Annotated in this window: 17 protein-coding genes; 13 read left to right on the top strand and 4 right to left on the bottom strand. The window is 71.4% G+C overall.

Going from position 1 to position 19,118, the window contains the following annotated elements; genetic code table 11:
* Positions 1–188: 188 nt before the first annotated feature.
* From AB0M30_RS16460 to AB0M30_RS16470, 3 genes are all read right to left on the bottom strand, one after another.
* Positions 189–3,968 carry a hypothetical protein gene (locus AB0M30_RS16460; RefSeq protein ID WP_364584909.1) on the bottom strand — a complete coding sequence of 1,260 codons (3,780 nt, stop codon included), beginning with the start codon at positions 3,966–3,968 and terminating at the stop codon, positions 189–191.
* A 76-nt stretch (positions 3,969–4,044) separates the two neighbouring features.
* Positions 4,045–4,509, bottom strand: a complete 465-nt coding sequence (locus AB0M30_RS16465; RefSeq protein WP_364584805.1) for a Clp protease N-terminal domain-containing protein — start codon at positions 4,507–4,509, stop codon at positions 4,045–4,047.
* A gap of 7 nt (positions 4,510–4,516) precedes the next feature.
* Positions 4,517–4,720, bottom strand: coding sequence for a helix-turn-helix domain-containing protein (locus tag AB0M30_RS16470; protein ID WP_013223678.1), 204 nt, complete (start codon positions 4,718–4,720; stop codon positions 4,517–4,519).
* Positions 4,721–4,777: 57 nt separating this feature from the next.
* On the opposite strand from AB0M30_RS16470, the gene AB0M30_RS16475 reads away from it, so the two are divergent.
* From AB0M30_RS16475 to AB0M30_RS16535, 13 genes are all read left to right on the top strand, one after another.
* Positions 4,778–6,157, top strand: coding sequence for an FAD-dependent monooxygenase (locus tag AB0M30_RS16475; RefSeq protein ID WP_364584911.1), 1,380 nt, complete (start codon positions 4,778–4,780; stop codon positions 6,155–6,157).
* A gap of 8 nt (positions 6,158–6,165) precedes the next feature.
* Positions 6,166–7,158 (top strand): LLM class flavin-dependent oxidoreductase, encoded by a 993-nt coding sequence (locus AB0M30_RS16480; protein ID WP_364003749.1) that lies wholly within the window; start codon positions 6,166–6,168, stop codon positions 7,156–7,158.
* A gap of 507 nt (positions 7,159–7,665) precedes the next feature.
* Positions 7,666–8,460 (top strand): ABC transporter permease, encoded by a 795-nt coding sequence (locus AB0M30_RS16485; protein ID WP_364584807.1) that lies wholly within the window; start codon positions 7,666–7,668, stop codon positions 8,458–8,460.
* A 1-nt stretch (position 8,461) separates the two neighbouring features.
* A complete protein-coding gene (locus tag AB0M30_RS16490; RefSeq protein WP_364584809.1) occupies positions 8,462–9,313 on the top strand; it encodes an ABC transporter permease in 852 nt (283 codons plus the stop codon).
* Positions 9,310–10,584, top strand: coding sequence for an MCE family protein (locus AB0M30_RS16495; protein WP_364584811.1), 1,275 nt, complete (start codon positions 9,310–9,312; stop codon positions 10,582–10,584). Before AB0M30_RS16490 ends, AB0M30_RS16495 begins: the two co-directional genes overlap by 4 nt.
* Positions 10,581–11,585 carry an MCE family protein gene (locus AB0M30_RS16500; protein WP_364584813.1) on the top strand — a complete coding sequence of 335 codons (1,005 nt, stop codon included), beginning with the start codon at positions 10,581–10,583 and terminating at the stop codon, positions 11,583–11,585. The genes AB0M30_RS16495 and AB0M30_RS16500 overlap by 4 nt, the downstream gene beginning before the upstream one ends.
* Positions 11,582–12,574 carry an MCE family protein gene (locus AB0M30_RS16505; protein ID WP_364584814.1) on the top strand — a complete coding sequence of 331 codons (993 nt, stop codon included), beginning with the start codon at positions 11,582–11,584 and terminating at the stop codon, positions 12,572–12,574. The genes AB0M30_RS16500 and AB0M30_RS16505 overlap by 4 nt, the downstream gene beginning before the upstream one ends.
* Positions 12,571–13,608 carry an MCE family protein gene (locus tag AB0M30_RS16510; RefSeq protein WP_364584816.1) on the top strand — a complete coding sequence of 346 codons (1,038 nt, stop codon included), beginning with the start codon at positions 12,571–12,573 and terminating at the stop codon, positions 13,606–13,608. Before AB0M30_RS16505 ends, AB0M30_RS16510 begins: the two co-directional genes overlap by 4 nt.
* Entirely contained in the window at positions 13,605–14,705 is a 1,101-nt protein-coding gene (locus AB0M30_RS16515; RefSeq protein WP_364584818.1) for an MCE family protein, read from the top strand. The genes AB0M30_RS16510 and AB0M30_RS16515 overlap by 4 nt, the downstream gene beginning before the upstream one ends.
* Positions 14,705–15,913 (top strand): MlaD family protein, encoded by a 1,209-nt coding sequence (locus AB0M30_RS16520; protein ID WP_364584820.1) that lies wholly within the window; start codon positions 14,705–14,707, stop codon positions 15,911–15,913. The genes AB0M30_RS16515 and AB0M30_RS16520 overlap by 1 nt, the downstream gene beginning before the upstream one ends.
* Complete coding sequence (locus AB0M30_RS16525) at positions 15,901–16,407, top strand: hypothetical protein (protein WP_364584822.1); 507 nt, start codon at positions 15,901–15,903, stop codon at positions 16,405–16,407. The genes AB0M30_RS16520 and AB0M30_RS16525 overlap by 13 nt, the downstream gene beginning before the upstream one ends.
* Positions 16,404–17,132, top strand: a complete 729-nt coding sequence (locus tag AB0M30_RS16530; protein WP_364584824.1) for a hypothetical protein — start codon at positions 16,404–16,406, stop codon at positions 17,130–17,132. Before AB0M30_RS16525 ends, AB0M30_RS16530 begins: the two co-directional genes overlap by 4 nt.
* Positions 17,133–17,212: 80 nt before the next feature.
* A complete protein-coding gene (locus tag AB0M30_RS16535; RefSeq protein ID WP_364584826.1) occupies positions 17,213–17,857 on the top strand; it encodes a hypothetical protein in 645 nt (214 codons plus the stop codon).
* A 39-nt stretch (positions 17,858–17,896) separates the two neighbouring features.
* On the opposite strand, the gene AB0M30_RS16540 is transcribed toward AB0M30_RS16535, so the two are convergent.
* Entirely contained in the window at positions 17,897–18,793 is an 897-nt protein-coding gene (locus AB0M30_RS16540; protein ID WP_364584827.1) for a hypothetical protein, read from the bottom strand.
* Between the last annotated feature and the right edge of the window lie 325 nt (positions 18,794–19,118).

Raw genomic sequence — 19,118 nt, forward strand, 5'->3', positions numbered from 1 at the left:
GAGACGCTGAAGGGCCCCTTCGGGGGGCGGGGGGCGGGTTCCCGTGCCCTCGAAGGAGCCCTTCAGACCCCCGGTGAAATGAACGTCGTGGGACGAGCGCGTCCAAGGGCATGTCTAGCCGATCCGGGTTGTTCGGTGTCCGCGCTCACCCACCGAACAACAACGCCGAACAAACTTCGGCGCGCTGTTCAGGGGCAGGGTGGGGCGTAACCGAGGTCCGGGAAGCTTTCGCTCCATTCGGCTTCGGTGATCCGGGGTGACACCGCCGCGCAGATCCGCTGGGCCGCCCGGTCCGGATCGGCCTCCCAGAACCGCACGGTGCCGTCCGCACCCCCGCCCGCCAGGGTGTGGCCGTCCGGCGCGAACTGCGCGGCGTAGACGCGGTCGCGCTGCTCGGGCAGGACCGCGTACGGCGTCGCCGCGGCGACGTCCCACAGCCGGATCGTCCGGTCGTAGCTGCCGGACGCCAGCGTCCGGCCGTCGCCGCTGAAGGACACCGACATGACGACGTCCGCGTGGCCGTCCAGCACCACCGGGGGCGGCACGTGCGCCGGGTCGGTGACGTCCCACAGGCGGACCGTGCGGTCGGCGCTCCCCGTGGCGACGTGCCTGCCGTCGGGGCTGTAGGCGACCGAGAAGATCGTGTCGGTGTGTCCCGTCAGCTTCGCGAGCGGCCGCGGCGCCCGGGGCGCCGAAATGTCCCAGAGCCGCGCGGTGTGGTCCCAGCCCGCGGTGACGAGCGTCCGGCCGTCCGGGCGGAAGGCGAGGGTGTGCACGTCGTCCCCGTGGCCCTCGAGCTTCGCGATCTCGACCGGCCGGGCCCGGTCGGCGAGGTCCCAGAGCCGGGCCGTGTGGCCGTCGCCCGCGGTGGCGAGCAGCCGGCCGTCCGGGCTGAAGGCGACCGCGTCGACGTCGTCGTGGAGCCGGTTGAACACCACCGGCGGCCCGGGCTCGGCCGGGTCGGTGATGTCCCGCAGCGTCATCGTGTGGTCCCAGCTGCCGGTGGCCAGGGTCCGGCCGTCGGGGCTGATCGCGACGCCGCAGACCGCGTCGCCGAACCCGCCGATCGTGGCCGGCTCCCGCGGCGCGCGGGGGTCCGTGCGGTCGTCCAGCCGCACGGTCCCGTCGTAGCCGCCGGAAGCCAGCAGCTTGCCGCCGGGGCCGAAGGTGACGTGGCACGCCTGGGCCGTGTGCGCGGCGACGGCGGGCCCGGGCAGGTCCCAGAGCCGGGCGGACTGGTCGTCGCTGGCCGTGGCGAGGGTGCGGCCGTCGCGGGTGAACACCGCGGCGACGACCGCGCTGGTGTGCCCGGGCAGCGACTGGAGCTCACGCGGCTGCCGCGGGTCGGCGACGTCCCACAGCCGGGCCGTGCGGTCGAAGCCGGTGGTGGCGAGCGTGCGCCCGTCGGCGGCGAAGGCCACCGAGCGCACGATCGCCTTGTGCGTGGTGAGCGAGGCCAGCGGCGCCGGGTGGGCCGGGTCGGCGATGTCCCACAGCCGCGCGGTCTGGTCCTGGCTCGCCGTGGCGAGGACGGCCCGGCCGGGGCTGAACGCCACCGAGTGCACGACGTCGGTGTGCCCGGCCACGACGCCGAGCTGGGTCCGCGAAGCGACGTCCCAGAGGCGGGCGGTCTTGTCGGCCGACGCGGAGGCGAGCAGCCGGCCGTCGCCGCTGAACGCGAGGTTGTTGACGTAGGACGTGTGCCCGGTCAGCTCCCCCACCGGCCGGGGGTGGGCGGCGTCGGTGGTGTCGTAGAGCCGGATCGTGCCCTTGACGTCGGCGGTCGCCAGCAGCGGCCCGGCCGGGCTGAAGGCCACCGCGTACGCCTTGCCTTCGTGCCGCTCGATCGTCGTGCCGGGCCCCGGCCGCGCCGGGTCGGAGACGTCCCAGACGCGGACGGTGCCGTCGAAGCCCGCGGTGGCGGCGGTCCGGCCGTCGGCCGCGAAGGCGACGTTGTTCACGTTGCCTTCGTGCCCGGCGAGCACGCCCAGCGGCGCCGGGTGGTGCGGGTCGTGGACGTCCCAGAGCCGGGCCGTGCCGTCCCAGCTGGCCGTGGCGATCACCCGCCCGTCCGGGCGGAGGGCGACGGTGTTGACCCGGCCCGTGTGCCCGGTGAGCCGCGTCGCGTACGGCGTGCCGAACATGCCGAGCAGGCCGCTGCGCTCGTCGGCCCCGGGATCGAGGCGGTACGCGGCGAGCGCGAGCTGCGCGGCCAGCGCGGGGTTGGTGGCGCGCATGGCCAGTGCCTGGCCGGCGACCTTGTAGGCGAGCGCGTCGTTGCGCTGCTCGGTGGCCGTGGTCTCGGCGCGCACGGCGTAGGCGGTGGCGGCCACGGCGACGACCAGCAGCACCGCGAGCAGCGCGACCAGCTGGCGGAGCCGCCGGGTGCGGCGGCGGTCGCGGTCCCGCTCGGCGTGTTCGACGGCGAGGCTCGCGTCGAGGAACCGCCGTTCGCGCCGCGACAGCGCCGAGTCCTGGTGCGCGGCCCACTCCCGGGCGATGGCCAGCCGGGTGCCGCGGTAGAGCCAGCCGGGGTCCTCGTCGACGGACTCCCAGGCGCCGGTCGCCTCGGTGAGCTGCCGGTGGACGCGCAGGCCTTCGCGGTCCTCGGTGAGCCACTCGCGCAGCCGCGGCCAGCCGCGGATGAGGGCTTCGTGGGCGATCTCGATGCCGGTGTCGTCGAGGGTGACCAGCCGGGCCGCGGCCAGCTCGGCGAGAACCACGGCGGTGTCGGTGTCGTCGGCGTCGTCGGCGTCGAGCTCGGCGCGGCCGATGCGCCGCTTGGTGTCTTCGGTGCCTTCGCCGAGCGCGGTCATGCGGAGGAAGATCTGCCGCGCCAGCCGCTGCTGGCGCGGGGAAAGCTTGGCGAAGGTGCCTTCGGACGTCTGCGCGATGGCCCGTTCGATGCCGCCGGTCGACTCGTACGCGGCGAGGGTGAGCGTGGTGCCGCGGCGGCGCCGCCACGTCTCCAGCAGCGCGTGCGAAAGCAGCGGCAGCACGCCGGGCTGGCCGGTGGCGTCGGCGACGAGCCGGGAGACCAGGGCGTTTTCGACGCGGTACCCGGTGTCGACGGCGGGCCGCGAGATCGCCTGCCGGAGCTCCTCGGTCGTCATCGGGCCGACCAGGATCTGGGCGTCCTGCATGGCCTCGGCGAGCTCGGCGTGCCGCGCGCAGTGGGTGTAGAAGTCGGTGCGGATGCCGAGGACGACCCGGGTGCGGCTGCCGGGTTCGGTGGTCGCGGTGACGAGCGCGTCGAGGAAGCGGGCCCGCTCCTGGTCGTCCTGGCAGAGGGTGAAGACCTCTTCGAACTGGTCGACGACCAGCACGAGGTCCTCGTCCTCGCCGTCGGCCAGCTGACGCGCGGCGAGGCCGAGGTGGCGCGGGTGCGCGGCGAAGTCGTCGAACAGGGCCCCGGGCGCGACGCCGAGCGCGGCGGCGAACTTGACCGCGCACTCCTCCAGCGGGCGGTGCCCCGGGGTGAGCAGCACGGCCGGCCCCTTCACCGAAGGCAGCAGCCCGGCCCGCAGCAGGGACGACTTTCCCGAGCCGGACGCGCCGAGGACGGCGAGAAAACGCTGTCTCCCGAGCCGTTCGACAACTTTTTCGACGAGCCGTTCGCGGCCGAAGAATCGATCCGAGTCGGCGGACGTGAAAGCGGCCAGCCCGACATACGGCGGAGTTTCCCCGGCTTCCGGCTCGCGCGGTGAATCGGTACCGTCCGCACGCGACTCTTCGGCGACGGCGTGCCAGCGTTCCTCCCATTCCCCCGGCGCTCCGCCGCAGGCCCGGACGTAGGCCAGCGTGACCGCCAAGCTGGGGAGTTTCCGCCCGCCGGCGGCTTCCGAGAGCGTTCCCGCCGAGTAGTGCGCGCGCCGCCCGAGCTCGCGGTAGGTCGGATTTCCGGCGCTCTCGCGCAACCGCCGGAGATCGGCGGCGAATTCGACGAGCAGATCGTCCCCGGGATCCAAGGGTCGCTCGGGACGCGGCACCCGGTCCTCCTGTGGCTCATTTACCGGTTCGCCCACCGTAGCCAAAAGCGCGCGATCAGGTGCGGGAATCCAGCGACCGGTGAACCGCTTCCCGGTCGACGCCGAGTTCCGCCAGCAAATCGGCCGCCGGGTCGGGCGGCGCCAGCTTCAGCAGCACCCGCAGCAGCCGCGCCGGATCGCGCGGCCGGGGCGTCCCGCCGATCGCCTCGTTGACGACCGCGCGCGCACCGGAGGTGAACGCTCCCAGCGTCAGCTTTCCGCGCCGCGCCGGGACTTCGGCCGGGCGGAGGCCTTCGACCTCGATGCCGAGCGCCGCCAGGGCCGCCCGGTCCAGGCGGTCCAGGGCCGCGCGGGCCTCGGTCAGGCCGATGCCGAGCGCGAGCGCGCTGTCCGGGTCGTGCAACAAGCCCAGCAGCAGGTGTTCGGTGCCGAGCCGTCGGTCGCCGCGGCGGCGGGACTCCTCCAGGGCCGCCGTCACGACCACGGCGAACGGGCTTTTGGCGATCAGCCGGTCGAGCACGAGGACCTCACTTCCCGTACTTGGCGTGCACGGATTGGCGGGCGACGCCGAGCGCGTCCCCGATCTGCTCCCACGACCAGCCCCGCTCCCGTGCGTGCGCGACGGCCGCCGCTTCGACCTGTTCGGCGAGCCGGTGCAGGGCACCCACCGCCCGCAACGCCACCGCCGGGTCCGTTTCCGAGACGCGTCCCGAAAGCTCTTCCGCTTCCATGGATGTCAGTCTAGCCTGACACCTGCGTCAGTTTGAACTGACACTCTGGAGGGCGTGATGGACGTAGCGGTGATCGGAGCGGGCCCGGTGGGCCTGCTGCTGGCGGCGGAGCTGCGGCTCGGCGGCGCGAAGGTGGTGGTCCTGGACCGGCGGACCGAACCGGACCGGCGGCCGCGCGCGAACGGGCTCGGCGGCCGGATCGTCGAGCAGCTGGACCACCGGGGACTCCTCGACCGGTTCCGGGCCGAGGCGACGTTCGCCGGCCCCTTGCCCGGCTTCCCCTTCGGTCCGGTCCCCCTCGACCTGTCCGGGCCGGACACGCCACTGCGCGGGCTCATGCTGCAGCAGCCACGGATGGAGGCCCTGCTGGCAGAGCGCGCGACCGAGCTCGGGGCCGAACTCCGGCGCGGCCACGAACTGGTGAACCTCGGCACCGTCCGCGGCCCGGACGGGGAGTACCGCATCGAGCCGCGGTACATCGTCGGCTGCGACGGCGCGCGCAGCCGCGTCCGCGAGCTGGCCGGTATCGGCTTCCCCGGCACCACCGGCGACGAGCTGATGCGCCTCGGGCATTTCCGGGCGGACGTGGACCTCTTCGCCACGGTGACAGGACTGGAACGCGGCTGGAACCGCCGTCCCGGCGGCCGGGTGCTGGTGACCTCGCTGACGCCGGGCGTCGTGATCGCCGGCGTCCGCGAAGTGACGCCGGAGCCGCCCGGCGAGCCGACGCTCGACGAGTTCCGCGCCGCCGTCCGGCGGGTCCTCGGCGAGGACCTGCCACTGGGCGAACCGCTGTGGCTGTCGCGAACGGCGAGCTCGGCGAGGCTCGCCTCGCAGTACCGGGCCGGCCGCGTGTTCCTGGCCGGCGACGCCGCGCACCTCTTCCCCGCCGGCGGGTCCTCGCTCAACGTCGGGCTGCTGGACGCGGTCAACCTCGGCTGGAAGCTCGCCGCCGTCGTCCGCGGAACCGCCCCGGAGGCGCTGCTCGACAGCTACCACGCCGAGCGGTACCCGGTGGCCGCGCGGACGTTGACGCAGACCCGCGTCCAGGCCCTGCTCGACCGCCTGACCGGCGAGGACGGCGACGCTCTGCGGACGCTCTTCGGCGAACTGGCCGCGTTTCCCGACGCGACCCGGCACCTGGCCGGGCTCATGCGGGACGCCGACGAGCTCCCGTACGTCCCCGACCTATCCCTGACCGTCGGCAGCGAGCCGACCCGCGTGGCCGAGATCATGCGCGAGGCGCGGACCGTGCTGTTCGACTTCGCCGACCGCGCCGACCTGCGGGAAGCCGCCGGTCCGGGCGTGAAGATCGTCACAGCCGCCTGCCCGGACGCCCCGGCCGACGCGCTGCTCGTGCGTCCGGACGGCGTCGTGGCCTTCCGCGGCGGTGATCCGGCGGCACTCCGGGAAGCAATGGCGGCACCGGGGCGTTGACCCCGGTTGTGAGCTCATTGCCTGACGTGCCGCTGTCCGTGCTCGACCTGTCCCCCGTTTCCGAGGGGAACACCGTCGGCGAGACGCTGCGCAACACCCTGGACCTCGCCCGCGCCGCGGAACGGCTGGGCTACCACCGCTACTGGCTGGCCGAGCACCACAACATGCCCGGCATCGCCAGCTCGGCCACCGTCGTGCTGATCGGGCACGTCGCAGACGCCACCGAGCGGATCCGCGTCGGGTCGGGCGGCATCATGCTGCCCAACCACGCGCCGCTGGTCGTCGCCGAGCAGTTCGGCACCCTGGAGGCGTTCCACCCCGGCCGCATCGACCTCGGCATCGGCCGCGCGCCGGGCACCGACCAGCGCACGGCGCTGGCGCTGCGCGGCCCGGGCGGGCTGTCCGCGGAGAACTTCCCGGAGCACCTGCAGGAGCTGATCGGCTACTTCACCCATTCGGAGGCCCGCGGCGTCAACGCGGTGGTGGCCGAGGGCAACCAGCCGCCGGTGTGGCTGCTCGGCTCGAGCGGCTTCAGCGCCCAGCTCGCCGGGCGGCTCGGGCTGCCGTTCTCCTTCGCCCACCACTTCGCCGCCGAGAACACCGTCCCGGCCGTCCAGCTCTACCGCGAGAACTTCCGGCCGGGGGTGCTCGACGAGCCGTACGTGATGCTCGGCGTGTCCGTGGTCGCCGCCGAAACCGACGAGCGCGCCCGCTTCCTGGCCGGCCCCAGCGGGCTGACGTTCCTCAGCCTCCGCCGCGGCCGCCCGATCGCCTTGCCGACCCCGGAAGAAGCCGCGGAGTACCCGTACACCGAGATGGACCGCGCGTTCCTGGCCGAGCGCTTCGGCTCCAGCATCGTCGGCTCCCCGGAAACCGTCCAAAAGGGACTCGAGCAGCTGCTGGCCGATACCGGCGCGGACGAGCTGATGGTCACCACGATGGTCCACGGCCACGCCGACCGCGTCCGCTCCTACGAACTCCTCGCCGCCCTCAAGTCCTGACCCGTACCCGGAGGGTCGGTTCGCGTACCTGGAGGGTCGGCTTGCGTCCCTGGAGGGTCGGTTCGCGTACCTGGAGGGTCGGTTTGCGTCCCTGGAGGGTCGGTTCGCCGTCCGACCCTCCGGATACGCGAGCCGACCCTCTGGGTACGCAGGCCGACTCCCGGGGTACGCCAACCGACCGCCGGGATGCGCGGGAATTGACAAAGCGGGGTGGAGCGTCAAGCGCGGGTGGGGTTGCCAGCGGAGTTTCTTTTCCTTCGCTGACAACAAGATCGGGTCCGTTTGTCAGCTCTGGACAAGAAATGCTCGGTTACCAGCCCGTGACCCCGTGATCCTGCTCAAGTTCTTGTCTCCCAGCAAGGCCGTCGTTAGCGTACCGACCAGTAGGAAACGGCACGGTACTCCCGAGACCGTGAATGGCCGACAATTATTAGTCCATTCGGTCCATTTCCCTTTGGTCATCTCGGGTGTATTCGGCGTGCCGCCGAAACCGCTGGAGGCACACGAATGGCCGAACGGACGACGACGGCGTCGTTCCCGGGGGCGGCCGCATTGCGGCAGACCGGACGGCTCTACGGACTCGGCCTCGACGTCGTCCGGCTGACCTTCCGCCGCCCGTTCCAAACGCGGGAACTGATCCAGCAGTTCTGGTTCATCGCGAGCGTGTCGATCCTGCCGACGGCGCTGGTCTCCATCCCGTTCGGAGCGGTGATCGCGCTGCACATCGGCTCGCTGACCACGCAGATCGGCGCGCAGTCGTTCACCGGCGCGGCGAGCGTGCTCGCGATCATCCAGCAGGCCAGCCCGATCGTCACCGCCCTGCTCATCGCCGGCGCCGGCGGCAGCGCGATGTGCGCGGACCTCGGCTCCCGCACCATCCGCGAAGAGATCGACGCGATGGAGGTGCTCGGCGTCTCGCCGGTCCAGCGGCTCATCGTGCCGCGGGTGCTCGCCGCGATGGGTGTCGCCGTCTTCCTCAACGGCATGGTCAGCGTCGTCGGCGTGCTCGGCGGCTACTTCTTCAACGTGATCATGCAGCACGGCACCCCGGGCGCCTACCTGGCCAGCTTCTCCGCCCTGGCCCAGCTGCCCGACCTGTGGATCAGCGAGATCAAGGCCCTCCTCTTCGGCTTCGTCGCCGGGGTGGTCGCCTCCTACCGCGGCCTCAACCCCAAGGGCGGCCCGAAGGGCGTCGGGGACGCGGTCAACCAGTCGGTCGTCATCACGTTCCTGCTGCTGTTCGTGTTGAACCTGATCCTCACCACCGTCTACCTGCAACTCGTGCCGCCCAAGGGGAGCTGAAGTGACGACCACGGACCTCCCGAGAACCGCGCGGGTACGCGAGGCCGTCGACCGCCGGTTCGGCTTCCTCGACACCCTCGGCGACCAGATCCTCTTCTTCCTCCGCGCGATCGCCTGGACCCCGCGGGCCCTGCGCCGCTACCTGCGCGAAGTCGTCCGTCTGCTGGCCGAAGTCAGCTTCGGCAGCGGCGCGCTGGCCGTCATCGGCGGCACGATCGGCGTGATGATCGGGATGACCGTCGCCACCGGCACGGTCGTCGGCCTCCAGGGCTACTCCGCGCTGAACCAGGTCGGGACGTCGGCGTTCGCCGGGTTCGTGTCCGCCTACTTCAACACCCGCGAGATCGCGCCCCTGGTCAGCGGGCTCGCGCTGAGCGCCACCGTGGGCTGCGGGTTCACCGCGCAGCTCGGCGCCATGCGGATCTCCGAGGAGATCGACGCCCTCGAAGTCATGGGCATCCCCAGCATCCCGTACCTGGTGACGACCCGGGTGATCGCCGGCTTCCTCGCCGTCATCCCGCTCTACGCGATCGGGCTGCTGTCGAGCTACCTCGCCTCGCGCGAGGTCACCGTGTTGTTCTTCGGCCAGTCCGCGGGTACCTACGACCACTACTTCCTGCTGTTCCTGCCCCCCGGCGACGTGCTGTGGTCGTTCGGGAAGGTCCTGGTGTTCAGCGTCGTGGTGGTCCTGGCGCACTGTTACTACGGCTTCCGCGCGAGCGGCGGCCCGGCCGGGGTCGGTGTCGCGGTGGGCCGCGCGGTGCGCACCGCGATCGTCGCGATCAGCGTCCTCGACTTCTTCCTCTCCCTGGCGATCTGGGGCGCGACGACGACCGTGCAGGTGGCCGGATGAGAAGGGAAACCCGCCGCAAGGCCGGGGTCCGCACCGCCGGGGTGCTGTTCCTCGTGGTGATGGGCGTGCTGGTGACGCTCTCGATCAAGGTGTACGACAAGGACTTCGTCAGCACGGTCCCCGTGACGCTCAAGGCGAGCCGCATCGGCAACCAGCTCTCCCCGGGCGGCCAGGTCAAGGCCCGCGGCGTGCTCGTCGGGGAGATCCGCGGCGTCCGGGCCACCCCGCAGGGTGCCGAGATAGCGCTTGCTCTCGAACCGGGCAAGGTGGACATGCTGCCCCGCAACGTCTCCGCGCTGCTCGTGCCGAAGACGCTGTTCGGCGAACGGTACGTCCAGCTGTCCATCCCGGACGGCGAGCGCGCGCCGCACCTGGCCGCCGGCGACGTCATCGAGCAGGACCGCTCGGCGAACGCGGTCGAGCTGGAACGGGTCTTCGACAACCTGCTGCCGCTGCTGAAAGCCGTCCAGCCGCAGAAGCTGGCGACGACGCTGACCGCGGTTTCGACGGCCCTGGAGGGACGCGGCGAGCAGCTCGGGAAGACGATCGGCACCGCCGCGGATTACCTGAAGGAGTTCAACCCCGACCTCCCGCAGCTGACCTCGGACCTGAAGGACCTCGCCTCGGTTTCCCGGCTCTACGGCGACATCGCGCCTGACCTCCTGGACGCGCTCACCGACTCCGCGGTCACGCTCAACACGGTCAAGGAGAAGCAGGCGGACCTCGCCGGGGTGTACCAGCAGGTGACGTCGTCGTCCCAGGAGGTCGCCACCTTCCTGGCCAACAACCGGAACAACCTCATCTCCCTGGCCGCCGACAGCCGCGCGCCGCTGGAGATCGCGGCGAAGTACTCCCCCAGCTTCGCCTGCACGATCGGCTCGCTCAACGCACTGAGGAAATCCATGGACAAGGTGCTCGGCGCGGGCACGCGCGAACCGGGCGTGCACGCCGATGTCGCGGTCGTCCCCGACAGCGGCAAGTACCTGCCGGGCCGGGACGACCCGCGCTTCACCGGCGGCGGCGAGCCCCGGTGCTACCCCTCCGGCGTCTCCCCGACGATCGGCACCGCCGCGGCGGCCCCGGGTACCACCGGGCACCCGCTGCTCACCGGCGGCCAGGGTGACCTCGGGCTCGCGAACTCGCCGCAGGAGCAGCAGCTGCTGTCCACTCTGGTCGCCCCGTCGATCGGGGTGCCGACGGCCGAGGTGCCGGCCTGGAGCAGCGTGCTCGTCGGACCGCTCTACCGCGGCACGGAGGTGACGCTCAAGTGAGGAACATCGCCGCCCCGCTGATCAAGAGCCTCGTCTTCATCGCCGTCACCGCGCTGGCGACGACCCTGCTCGCCATCTCCATCACGAACTCCGGCGTCGGCGCCACCGAGCGCTACACGGCCAAGTTCCTCGACGCCACCTCGCTCAACATCGGTGACGACGTGCGCATCTCCGGGGTCCGCGTCGGCCAGGTCGAGTCCCTCGACATCGGCGACCGCAACCGGGCGGTGGTCGGCTTCTCCCTCGACCAGGGCCGGCGGCTGCCCGCCGACGTCCGCGCGGTCATCAAGTACCGCAACATGGTCGGGCAGCGGTACGTCGCCCTGGAACGCGGGAACACCGCCACCCGGGACCAGCTGCCCCGGGGCGCCGAGATCCCGCTGGACCGCACGACACCCGCCCTCGACCTCACCGACCTCTTCAACGGCTTCAAACCGCTCTTCCAGGCGCTGTCGCCGAACGACGTCAACGAGCTCTCCGGCGAGCTCGTCCAGGTGCTGCAGGGCGAAGGCGGCACCGTCGAGAGCCTGCTGCAGCACACCGGTTCGCTGACCACCACCCTCGCCGGCCGCGACAAGGTGATCGGCGAGGTGATCGGCAACCTCAACACGGTCCTGAACACCGTCAACGGCAAGGGCGACGCGCTGGCGAACCTCGTCTCCACCCTGCGGCAGCTGGTGTCCGGGCTGGCCGGCGACCGCGCCGCGATCGGCGACGCCATCAGCGGGATCGGCGCGCTGACCGAGTCCACCGCCGGGCTGTTCGAGCAGGCCCGCCCGCCGCTGAAGGACAGCATCACCGGCCTGCAGCAGGTCGCGAGCACGCTGGCCCAGAACCAGTCCGATGTGGACAGCTTCTTGACCAACCTGCCGGTGAAGTTCACCGAGATCGGCCGGGCCACCTCCTACGGATCGTGGATGAACTTCTTCCTCTGCCGCGCCACGCTCGAAGCCGCGCCCCCGCGCGGAGTGCTGACCGAGACGGCGAGGTGCGAACCGTGAAGTCCTTCAAGGAGCGCAACCCGATCGTCCTCGGCGTGATCGGCAGTGTCGCGCTGGCCGCGCTGCTGACCGTCACGCTCAACTACGACAACCTCCCGATCGTCGGCGGCGGCACCACGTACGAGGCCGAGTTCTCCGAAGCCGCCGGCCTGCAGTCCGACGACGAGGTCCGGATCGCCGGCATCAAGGTCGGCGAGGTCCGCCGTGTGGAGCTGGCCGACGACCACGTCCTCGTCTCCTTCCGGGTCAAGAACGCCTGGATCGGCGACCGCACCTCCGCCGAGATCAAGATCAAGACGTTGCTGGGCCGCAAGTTCCTCGCGCTCAACCCCACCGGCGACGACGTCCAGAACCCGGACCAGCCGATCCCGCGAACCCGGACGGTCACGCCCTACGATGTCACCGACGCCTTCAACGGCCTCGCCGACACCGTGGGCGCGATCGACACCAAACAGCTCGCGGACAGCTTCACCACGTTGTCGGACACCTTCCGCAACTCCCCCGAACACGTCCGCAGCGCGCTCGACGGGCTGTCCCAGCTGTCCAAGACGGTCTCCAGCCGCGACAACCAGATCGCCGAACTGCTGGCCAACGCCCGGAAGCTGACCACGACGCTGGCGAACTCGAACGACGACTTCGAGAAGCTGATCGGCGACGGCAACCTGCTGCTCACCGAGCTGAACAGCCGCCGCGACGCGATCCGGGACCTGCTGGACGGCTCGGCACGGCTGGCCGGCCAGCTCAGCGGGCTGGTGCGGGACAACAACGACGCGCTCAAGCCGGCCCTGCAGTCGCTCAACCAGGTCACCGACCTGCTCAAGCGGCAGAACGACAACCTCTCCAAGGGCCTGCAGCTGGCCGGCCCGTACTTCCGGGTGCTCACCAACACGACCGGCAACGGCCACTGGATCGACGCCTACCTCTGCGGGCTGCTGCCCGAGAACCACGACCCCTGCACCCCGCCGAAGAACCCGGGAGGGGCCAAGTGAGCGCACTGACCACAACCCGCGCCGGCGTCCTGGCGAGCCGTTTCGTCGCCGCCGCCCTGCTGCTCGCCCTCGTCGTCACGGCCGCACTGTGGTGGGTGTTCTCCGGCTCCGGGCAGCACCACGTCACGGCGTTCTTCACCCGCGCGGTCGGCGTCTACCCCGGCTCGGACGTGCGCGTGCTCGGCGTCCGGATCGGCCAGGTCGACGCGGTCGCCCCGCGCGGCGAGCAGGTGCAGGTGGACATGAGCATCGACGGCTCGGTCGGCGTCGCCGAGGACACCACGCTCCTGGTGATCGCGCCCAGCGTCGTCGCCGACCGCTACCTGCAGTTCGCCAAGCCGGCCCGCGGCGGGCCGCGGCTGCCGGACGGCGCGACGATCCCGATCCAGCGGACGGCCACCCCGGTCGAGCTCGACCAGCTCTACGCCAGCCTCGACACGATCTCGAAGGCGCTCGGCCCGAACGGCGCCAACTCCCAGGGCGCGCTGTCGGACCTGCTGAAGACCGGCGCGCAGAACCTGCAGGGCAACGGCCGCACGATCAACGACAGCGTCCGCAACTTCGCCCAGCTGGCCCGCACGCTGGCCGGCAACTCGAGCGACCTGTTCGGCACGGTCAGCGAGCTGCAGCAGTTCACCACCATGCTGGCCACCAACGACAGCCAGGTGAGCAACGTCAACCAGCAGCTGGCGCAGATCTCCGGCACCCTGGCCGCCAACAGCGGCGAGCTGGCGCGGGCCCTCGACGGCCTCGGCCGCGCGCTCGCCGATGTCCAGGGCTTCATCCGCGACAACCGCGGCGCGCTCAAGGCGAATGTGGACAACCTGGTGACGACCACGCGCACGCTCGTCGAGCAGCGCGCGTCGCTGGCCGAAACGCTCGACGTCGCGCCGCTGGCCGTGACGAACGTGCTCAACGCGGTCGACCCGGCCACCGGGCGGCTGCTGGGCCGGGGCAACTTCGACTACTACCTCCAGCCGCCGCTGCCACTGCCGGTGACCGGTGACACCTACACGAACGGAGGCGGGCGATGAAGCGGATCGCCGCCGTCGTGGCCGTCGGGTGCCTGACGCTCGCGGGCTGCTCGTCCGGTGAGTTCAAGGGCGTCTACGACCTGCCCCTGCCGGGCGGTGCCGACGTCGGTGACCACCCGTATTCGGTGACCGTGCAGTTCGCCGACGTGCTCGACCTGGTGCCGCAGGCCGCGGTGAAGGTCGGGGACGTCCCGGTGGGCCGGGTGCGGGAAGTCCGGCTGGGCGGGGACGGCTGGACGGCCGAAACCGTGCTGGTCGTCAACGGCGACGTCGTCCTGCCCGCGAACGCGGTCGCGCGGCTGCGCCAGTCCAGCCTGCTCGGCGAGAAGTTCGTCGAGCTGGCCCCACCGGACGGTGACGCGAAAAGCGGTGGCGCGCCGCCCGCCGGGACCCCGCGGCTGGCGAACGGCGCCACGATCACCCTGGACCGCACCAACCGCAACCCCGAGTTCGAAGAGATCTTCGGAGCCCTGTCCCTGCTGCTCAACGGCGGCGGGATCGGGCAGCTGCAGACGATCAACCGTGAACTGTCGAAGGTGATGGACGGCAACGAAGAACAGATCCGGTCGTTCCTCTCCGGGGTGAACACCCTGGTGACCGACCTGGACGCGCACCGCTCGGACATCACCGCGGCGCTCGACGGGCTGAACCGGCTGTCGACCACGCTCGCGAACCGCCACGAGCAGATCTCCGGCGCGCTGACCGACCTGACGCCGGGGCTGAAGACGCTCACCGACCAGCGCACCCAGCTCGTGTCGATGCTGCAGTCGCTGGACCGGCTCGGCACGGTCGCCACCGACGTCGTCGACCGCAGCCGCGCCGACATGGTGGCCGACCTGCGTGCGCTGGCGCCGATCCTCGGGCAGCTGGCCGCGGCCGGGGAGAACCTGCCGCAGTCGCTGCAGATGCTGCCGACGTTCCCGTTCCCGGACTCGGTGCTCGGCGCGGTGAAGGGCGACTACGTCAACGCCTTCGTCTCGATGATCCCGGCACCCGGTGCGCCGCTGCCCCCGCTCAACGAGGGTGTCCCGAAGTCGGGCCTGCCCATCTTCCCCCCGCTGCCGAGCAGCACCCCGGTCCCCTCCGGAGGCCGCTGATGCTGAGCCGCAGAGTACGCGTCCAGGTCGTCCTGTTCGTCGTGATCGCGCTGGCGACGACGGCGTTCGTCGGCGCGAACTACGCCGGGCTGGGCCGGCTGTTCGGCGCCGGCAGCTACACGGTGAAGCTCGAACTCACCGAAGGCGGCGGGCTGTTCACCAACGGCGAGGTGACCTACCGCGGCGTCGCCGTCGGCCGGGTCGGCGAGCTGCGGCTCACCGTCACCGGGATGGAGGCGGACCTGCTGATCGACGACGCGGCCCCGCCGATCCCGGCCGACTCCCGGGCCGTGGTGGCGAACCGCTCCGCCGTCGGCGAGCAGTACGTCGACCTGCAGCCGCGCACAGCCAATGCGCCCTACCTCGACGGCACTTCGGTCATCCGGCGCGAGTCGACGACGCTGCCGCTGCCGGTCAACAGCCTGCTGACGGACCTGGACTCGTTCACCGCGTCGGTGCCGACGCAGGACCTGCGCACGGTGGTGAACGAGCTCGACGACGCCCTGCGCGGCGCGGGCCCGGACCTGCAGACGCTGATGGACTCGGCGACGACGTTCACGCAGGAGGCGAGCAGCCACCTGCCGCAGACGTCGAAGCTGATCGGCGACGGCGCCACGGTGCTGCGGACCCAGCTCGACTCCGCCGGGGAGTGGCGCTCGTTCAGCAGCAACGCGCGCGTCTTCGCCCAGCAGCTGGCGAGCTCGGACGGCGACCTGCGGCGGCTGATCGCGGCCGCCCCGCCGGCGGCGTCCGAACTCGGCGGGCTGCTGAAGGAAAACGACCCGGGCCTGCCGATCCTGCTGGCCAACCTGCTGACGACGGCCCGCGTGTTCGGCACCCGCACCGCGGCGGAGGAACAGCTGCTGTCCGACGTGCCGCGCGCGGTCGCGACGGTCGGGTCGGCGTTGAACGACCAGGGTGACCAGCTGCGCATGGGGCTGGTGCTGAACTTCAACGACCCGCCGCCGTGCCGCCAGGGCTACGAGAAGACGCCGGACCGGCCGAGCAACGACCTCTCGCCGATGCCGTTCAACACCGACGCGGCCTGCACGCTGCCGTACGGGGACCCGAGCTCGGTGCGCGGCTCGCAGAACGGGCCGCACCCGCCGGTCCCGGCCGCGGTGCTGCCGGGCGGGCTGACGAACCCGCTGTCACTCGGGACACAGGCGACGGCGACGACCCTCGGGGAGGTGCTGTGGCTGCGCTGAAGCTCGCGCCGGTGGCGGCGCTGGCCGCAGCGGCGGCCGTGTTCGCGGGCTGGTCGGGGTACTCGTGGTACTCGGCGGCCCACGCTTCTTCGGTGACGTACGGGATGGCCCGCGACGAGGCGCTGGCCACCGGCCGCACGCTGGTGGCGGAACTGAACACGCTGGACTACCACGACGTGAACGGCGGCCTGGGCAAGTGGCTGTCGGCCTCGACGGGCCCGCTGCACGACCAGCTGGCCCGCACGGACGAGACGACGAAGAAGACCCTGGCGGCGAACGCGACGGTGGCCACGGGCCGCGTGGTGGACGCAGGCCTGAGCGAGCTGGACGAGCACGCGGGCACGGCGAAGCTGCTGGCCTCGGTGGAGATCACGATGGCCAAGCAGGGAACGGCCCCGGCGGTCAAGCGCAACCGCTTCGCGGCGGCGCTGAGCCGGACGCCCGAGGGGTGGAAGCTGAGCGCGCTGGACCAGCTGCCGGTGGGTGCCCGATGAGCCGCGCGAAGATTGCCGTGGACGAGCCGGTCGAAGCCGACCCTGCTGACGGCGGCGCCGTTAGCGCAAACACCGCCGAGGGCGGACCCGCCGAGCCCGGCACCGCCGAGGTCGAAGCGGCCGAGCCCGAAGCCACCGGGACCGACCCGGCCGAAGCCGAAGCCACCGAGACCGACCCGGCCGAAGCCGAAACCGAAGTCACCCCCGCCAAGACCCGGCCCGCCTGGCGTCGTCTCCCCGTCCTCCTCCTCGCCGCCGCCGTCGTCCTCACCGGGGCCGGTGTCTGGTTCACCCTCGAAGCCCGCTCCGCCGCGGACAACCCCGCCGCCTCGAACCTGGCGCTCACCGATGTCGGCACCACCGCCGATGTCAGCTCCGCCGTCAGCCTCGCCGTCAACCGGATCTTCTCGTATTCCTACGACCGGACCGACGTCACCGAAAAGGCCGCCGCCGCCGTGTTGCGCGGGCCGGCCAAGGATTCCTACGACAAGCTGTTCGCCGAAGTCAGGCGAAAGGCGCCGGAACAGAAACTCGTGCTCACTTCGCGCGTTTCCGCCATCGCCGTGCAGGAACTCAAGAATGGTCACGCGCGGTTACTCGTCTTTCTCGATCAATCTGCCGTTCGAGCCGACAACAATGCGACCGACAGCGCCGCGGCGCAACTTTCCGTGACCGCGGAGCACACCACCGGCGGCTGGGTCATCACCGAGCTCGAAGCCCGCTGACCCGGCCTGTCGCCATACCGCACGTAACCGTTTCCGGGAGCACCCGGAAACGGCCGGGAAAACGCACAAGGAGGACAACCATGTCCGTGGCAACGAAGCTGAAGAGACTGGCCGTGCTCACGTCGGCGGCGACCGTGGCGATGACCGTGGTCACCGCGACCCCGGCGTCGGCCGAGGTCATCCCGTTCCCGGTCTCCTTCGCGGTGACCGGCAACACGGTGGTGAAGAAGACCGGCAGCACCATGTCGCTCGGCCCCGGCACCCTGGCCGGAAACCTGCTCGTCAACGACGAGACCGGTGAAGTCGGCCTGAGCGCCGACCTGAGCCTGCCGCCGTCCCAGGCGAACATCTCGCTGGTTTCGGGCCTGTTCAAGATCAAGGCGACGGTGAAGGTGATCCCGCTCGGCCCCGCCACCGGCACCCTGGTTGACTCCACGCTGACCACGCACGCCAAGGCCAACATGGAGATCAGCAACATCTGGGTCGGCCTGCTCTCGCCGGTCATCCCGCTGCCCACGGTGCCGGGCGCCTGCAAGACGAAGACTCCGATCGACCTGAACCTGGTGGCCAAGGACATCGACATCTTCTCGCCGATCACGGTCTCGGCCGACTACACGATCCCGGAGTTCACCAACTGCTGGGTCGCCGACCTCGCGCTCGGCGCCCTGGTTTCCGGGCCGGGCAACACGATCAACCTCACCCTGACCCCCAACGCCACGAGCTGACCCACCGGGTGGCGGGCGCACCGCCCGCCACCCGTCCGCTCAGCACGGCGCGGCGGGATCTTCCTTCAGCCCGAAGCTGTCGCTGTCCCCGGCCGAGACCGCGAAGAACGGCCCGCACGGGAGCGGGTCCGGGATGGTCTCGCCGACGATGTTCGAACCCCACGCGATGATGTCGCCGTTGGCCTTGAAGGCCAGGTTGTGGTTGGCCCCGGCGTCGATGCCCACGATGTCCGACAAGGCCGCCTCGGGGACGGTCGCCTGACCGTAGTTGTTGCGGCCCCACGCGTAGACGCTGCCGTCCTTCAAGGCGATGCTGTGCTGGAACCCGGCGGACACCGCGGTGACCCCCGACGACAGGGCCGCCGGCACGGCCGCCTGCCCGTAGACGTTGCTCCCCCAGGCCAGCACGCCGCCGTTCTTGATCACCAGGTTGTGGTCGCCACCGGCGGCGATCGCGGTCACGCCGGACTGCGCCGCCGCCGGCACGTCGGTCCGGGTGCCCCAGCTCACCACCTGACCGCTCTGCTTGAGCGCCAGGCTGTGCATGTAGGACGTCGAGATCGCCGTGACGCCACTGGTCACCGAGGCGGGCAGGTCGGTCTGGCCGTACCAGTCGTTGCCCCACGCCAGGACCGTGCCGTTCTTGAGCGCGAGCTCGTGGCCCCAGCCGGACGCGATCCGGCCGACCCCGGACGACGCCGCGGCCGGCACCTCGTTGGCGCCCCAGTTGTTCGCGCCCCACGCGAGGACCGCCCCGTCCTTCAACGCGAGCACGGTCGTGGTGCCCGCCGACACGGCGGTGACCCCGGTCAGCGCCTCCGGCGGGGGAACGGTGACGCCGAAGTCCGGCTTTCCCCAGCCGACCACGCCGCCCACGGTGGCCGCGGACGCCGGCGAGGCACAGAGCGACAGGGCCATCGCCGCCGAGACCGTCAATACGGCTCCCCTGAGCGATACCCGTTCACAACGTGAAGTAAGTGGCACGGTAGCCTCCTTTCTCGCGTTTCGTTATCCCAGATTGCTTCGGCAAGATCGCGAATGGTAGACCGTTCTCAGCACCGTTCGGCCACGCGGTGGTTCTTTGTCAAGATCCGATGAAGTCGCCGCCGGTCCTGCGCGGGCGCGAACAAGAAATCCGGACCACGCCGGTGCGGTGGACTGCTGATGCCACAAAGTCTTGTTCCATACTGAACCCGCGAGTAGCCTCATTCCCGGCAGATGGACCTCCACCTCGCACGTCGGTGAATTCACGTCCCGCCGC

Origin of the sequence: Amycolatopsis sp. NPDC051716 (genome assembly GCF_040681595.1) — a bacterium.
Classification (GTDB): Bacteria; Actinomycetota; Actinomycetes; order Mycobacteriales; family Pseudonocardiaceae; genus Amycolatopsis.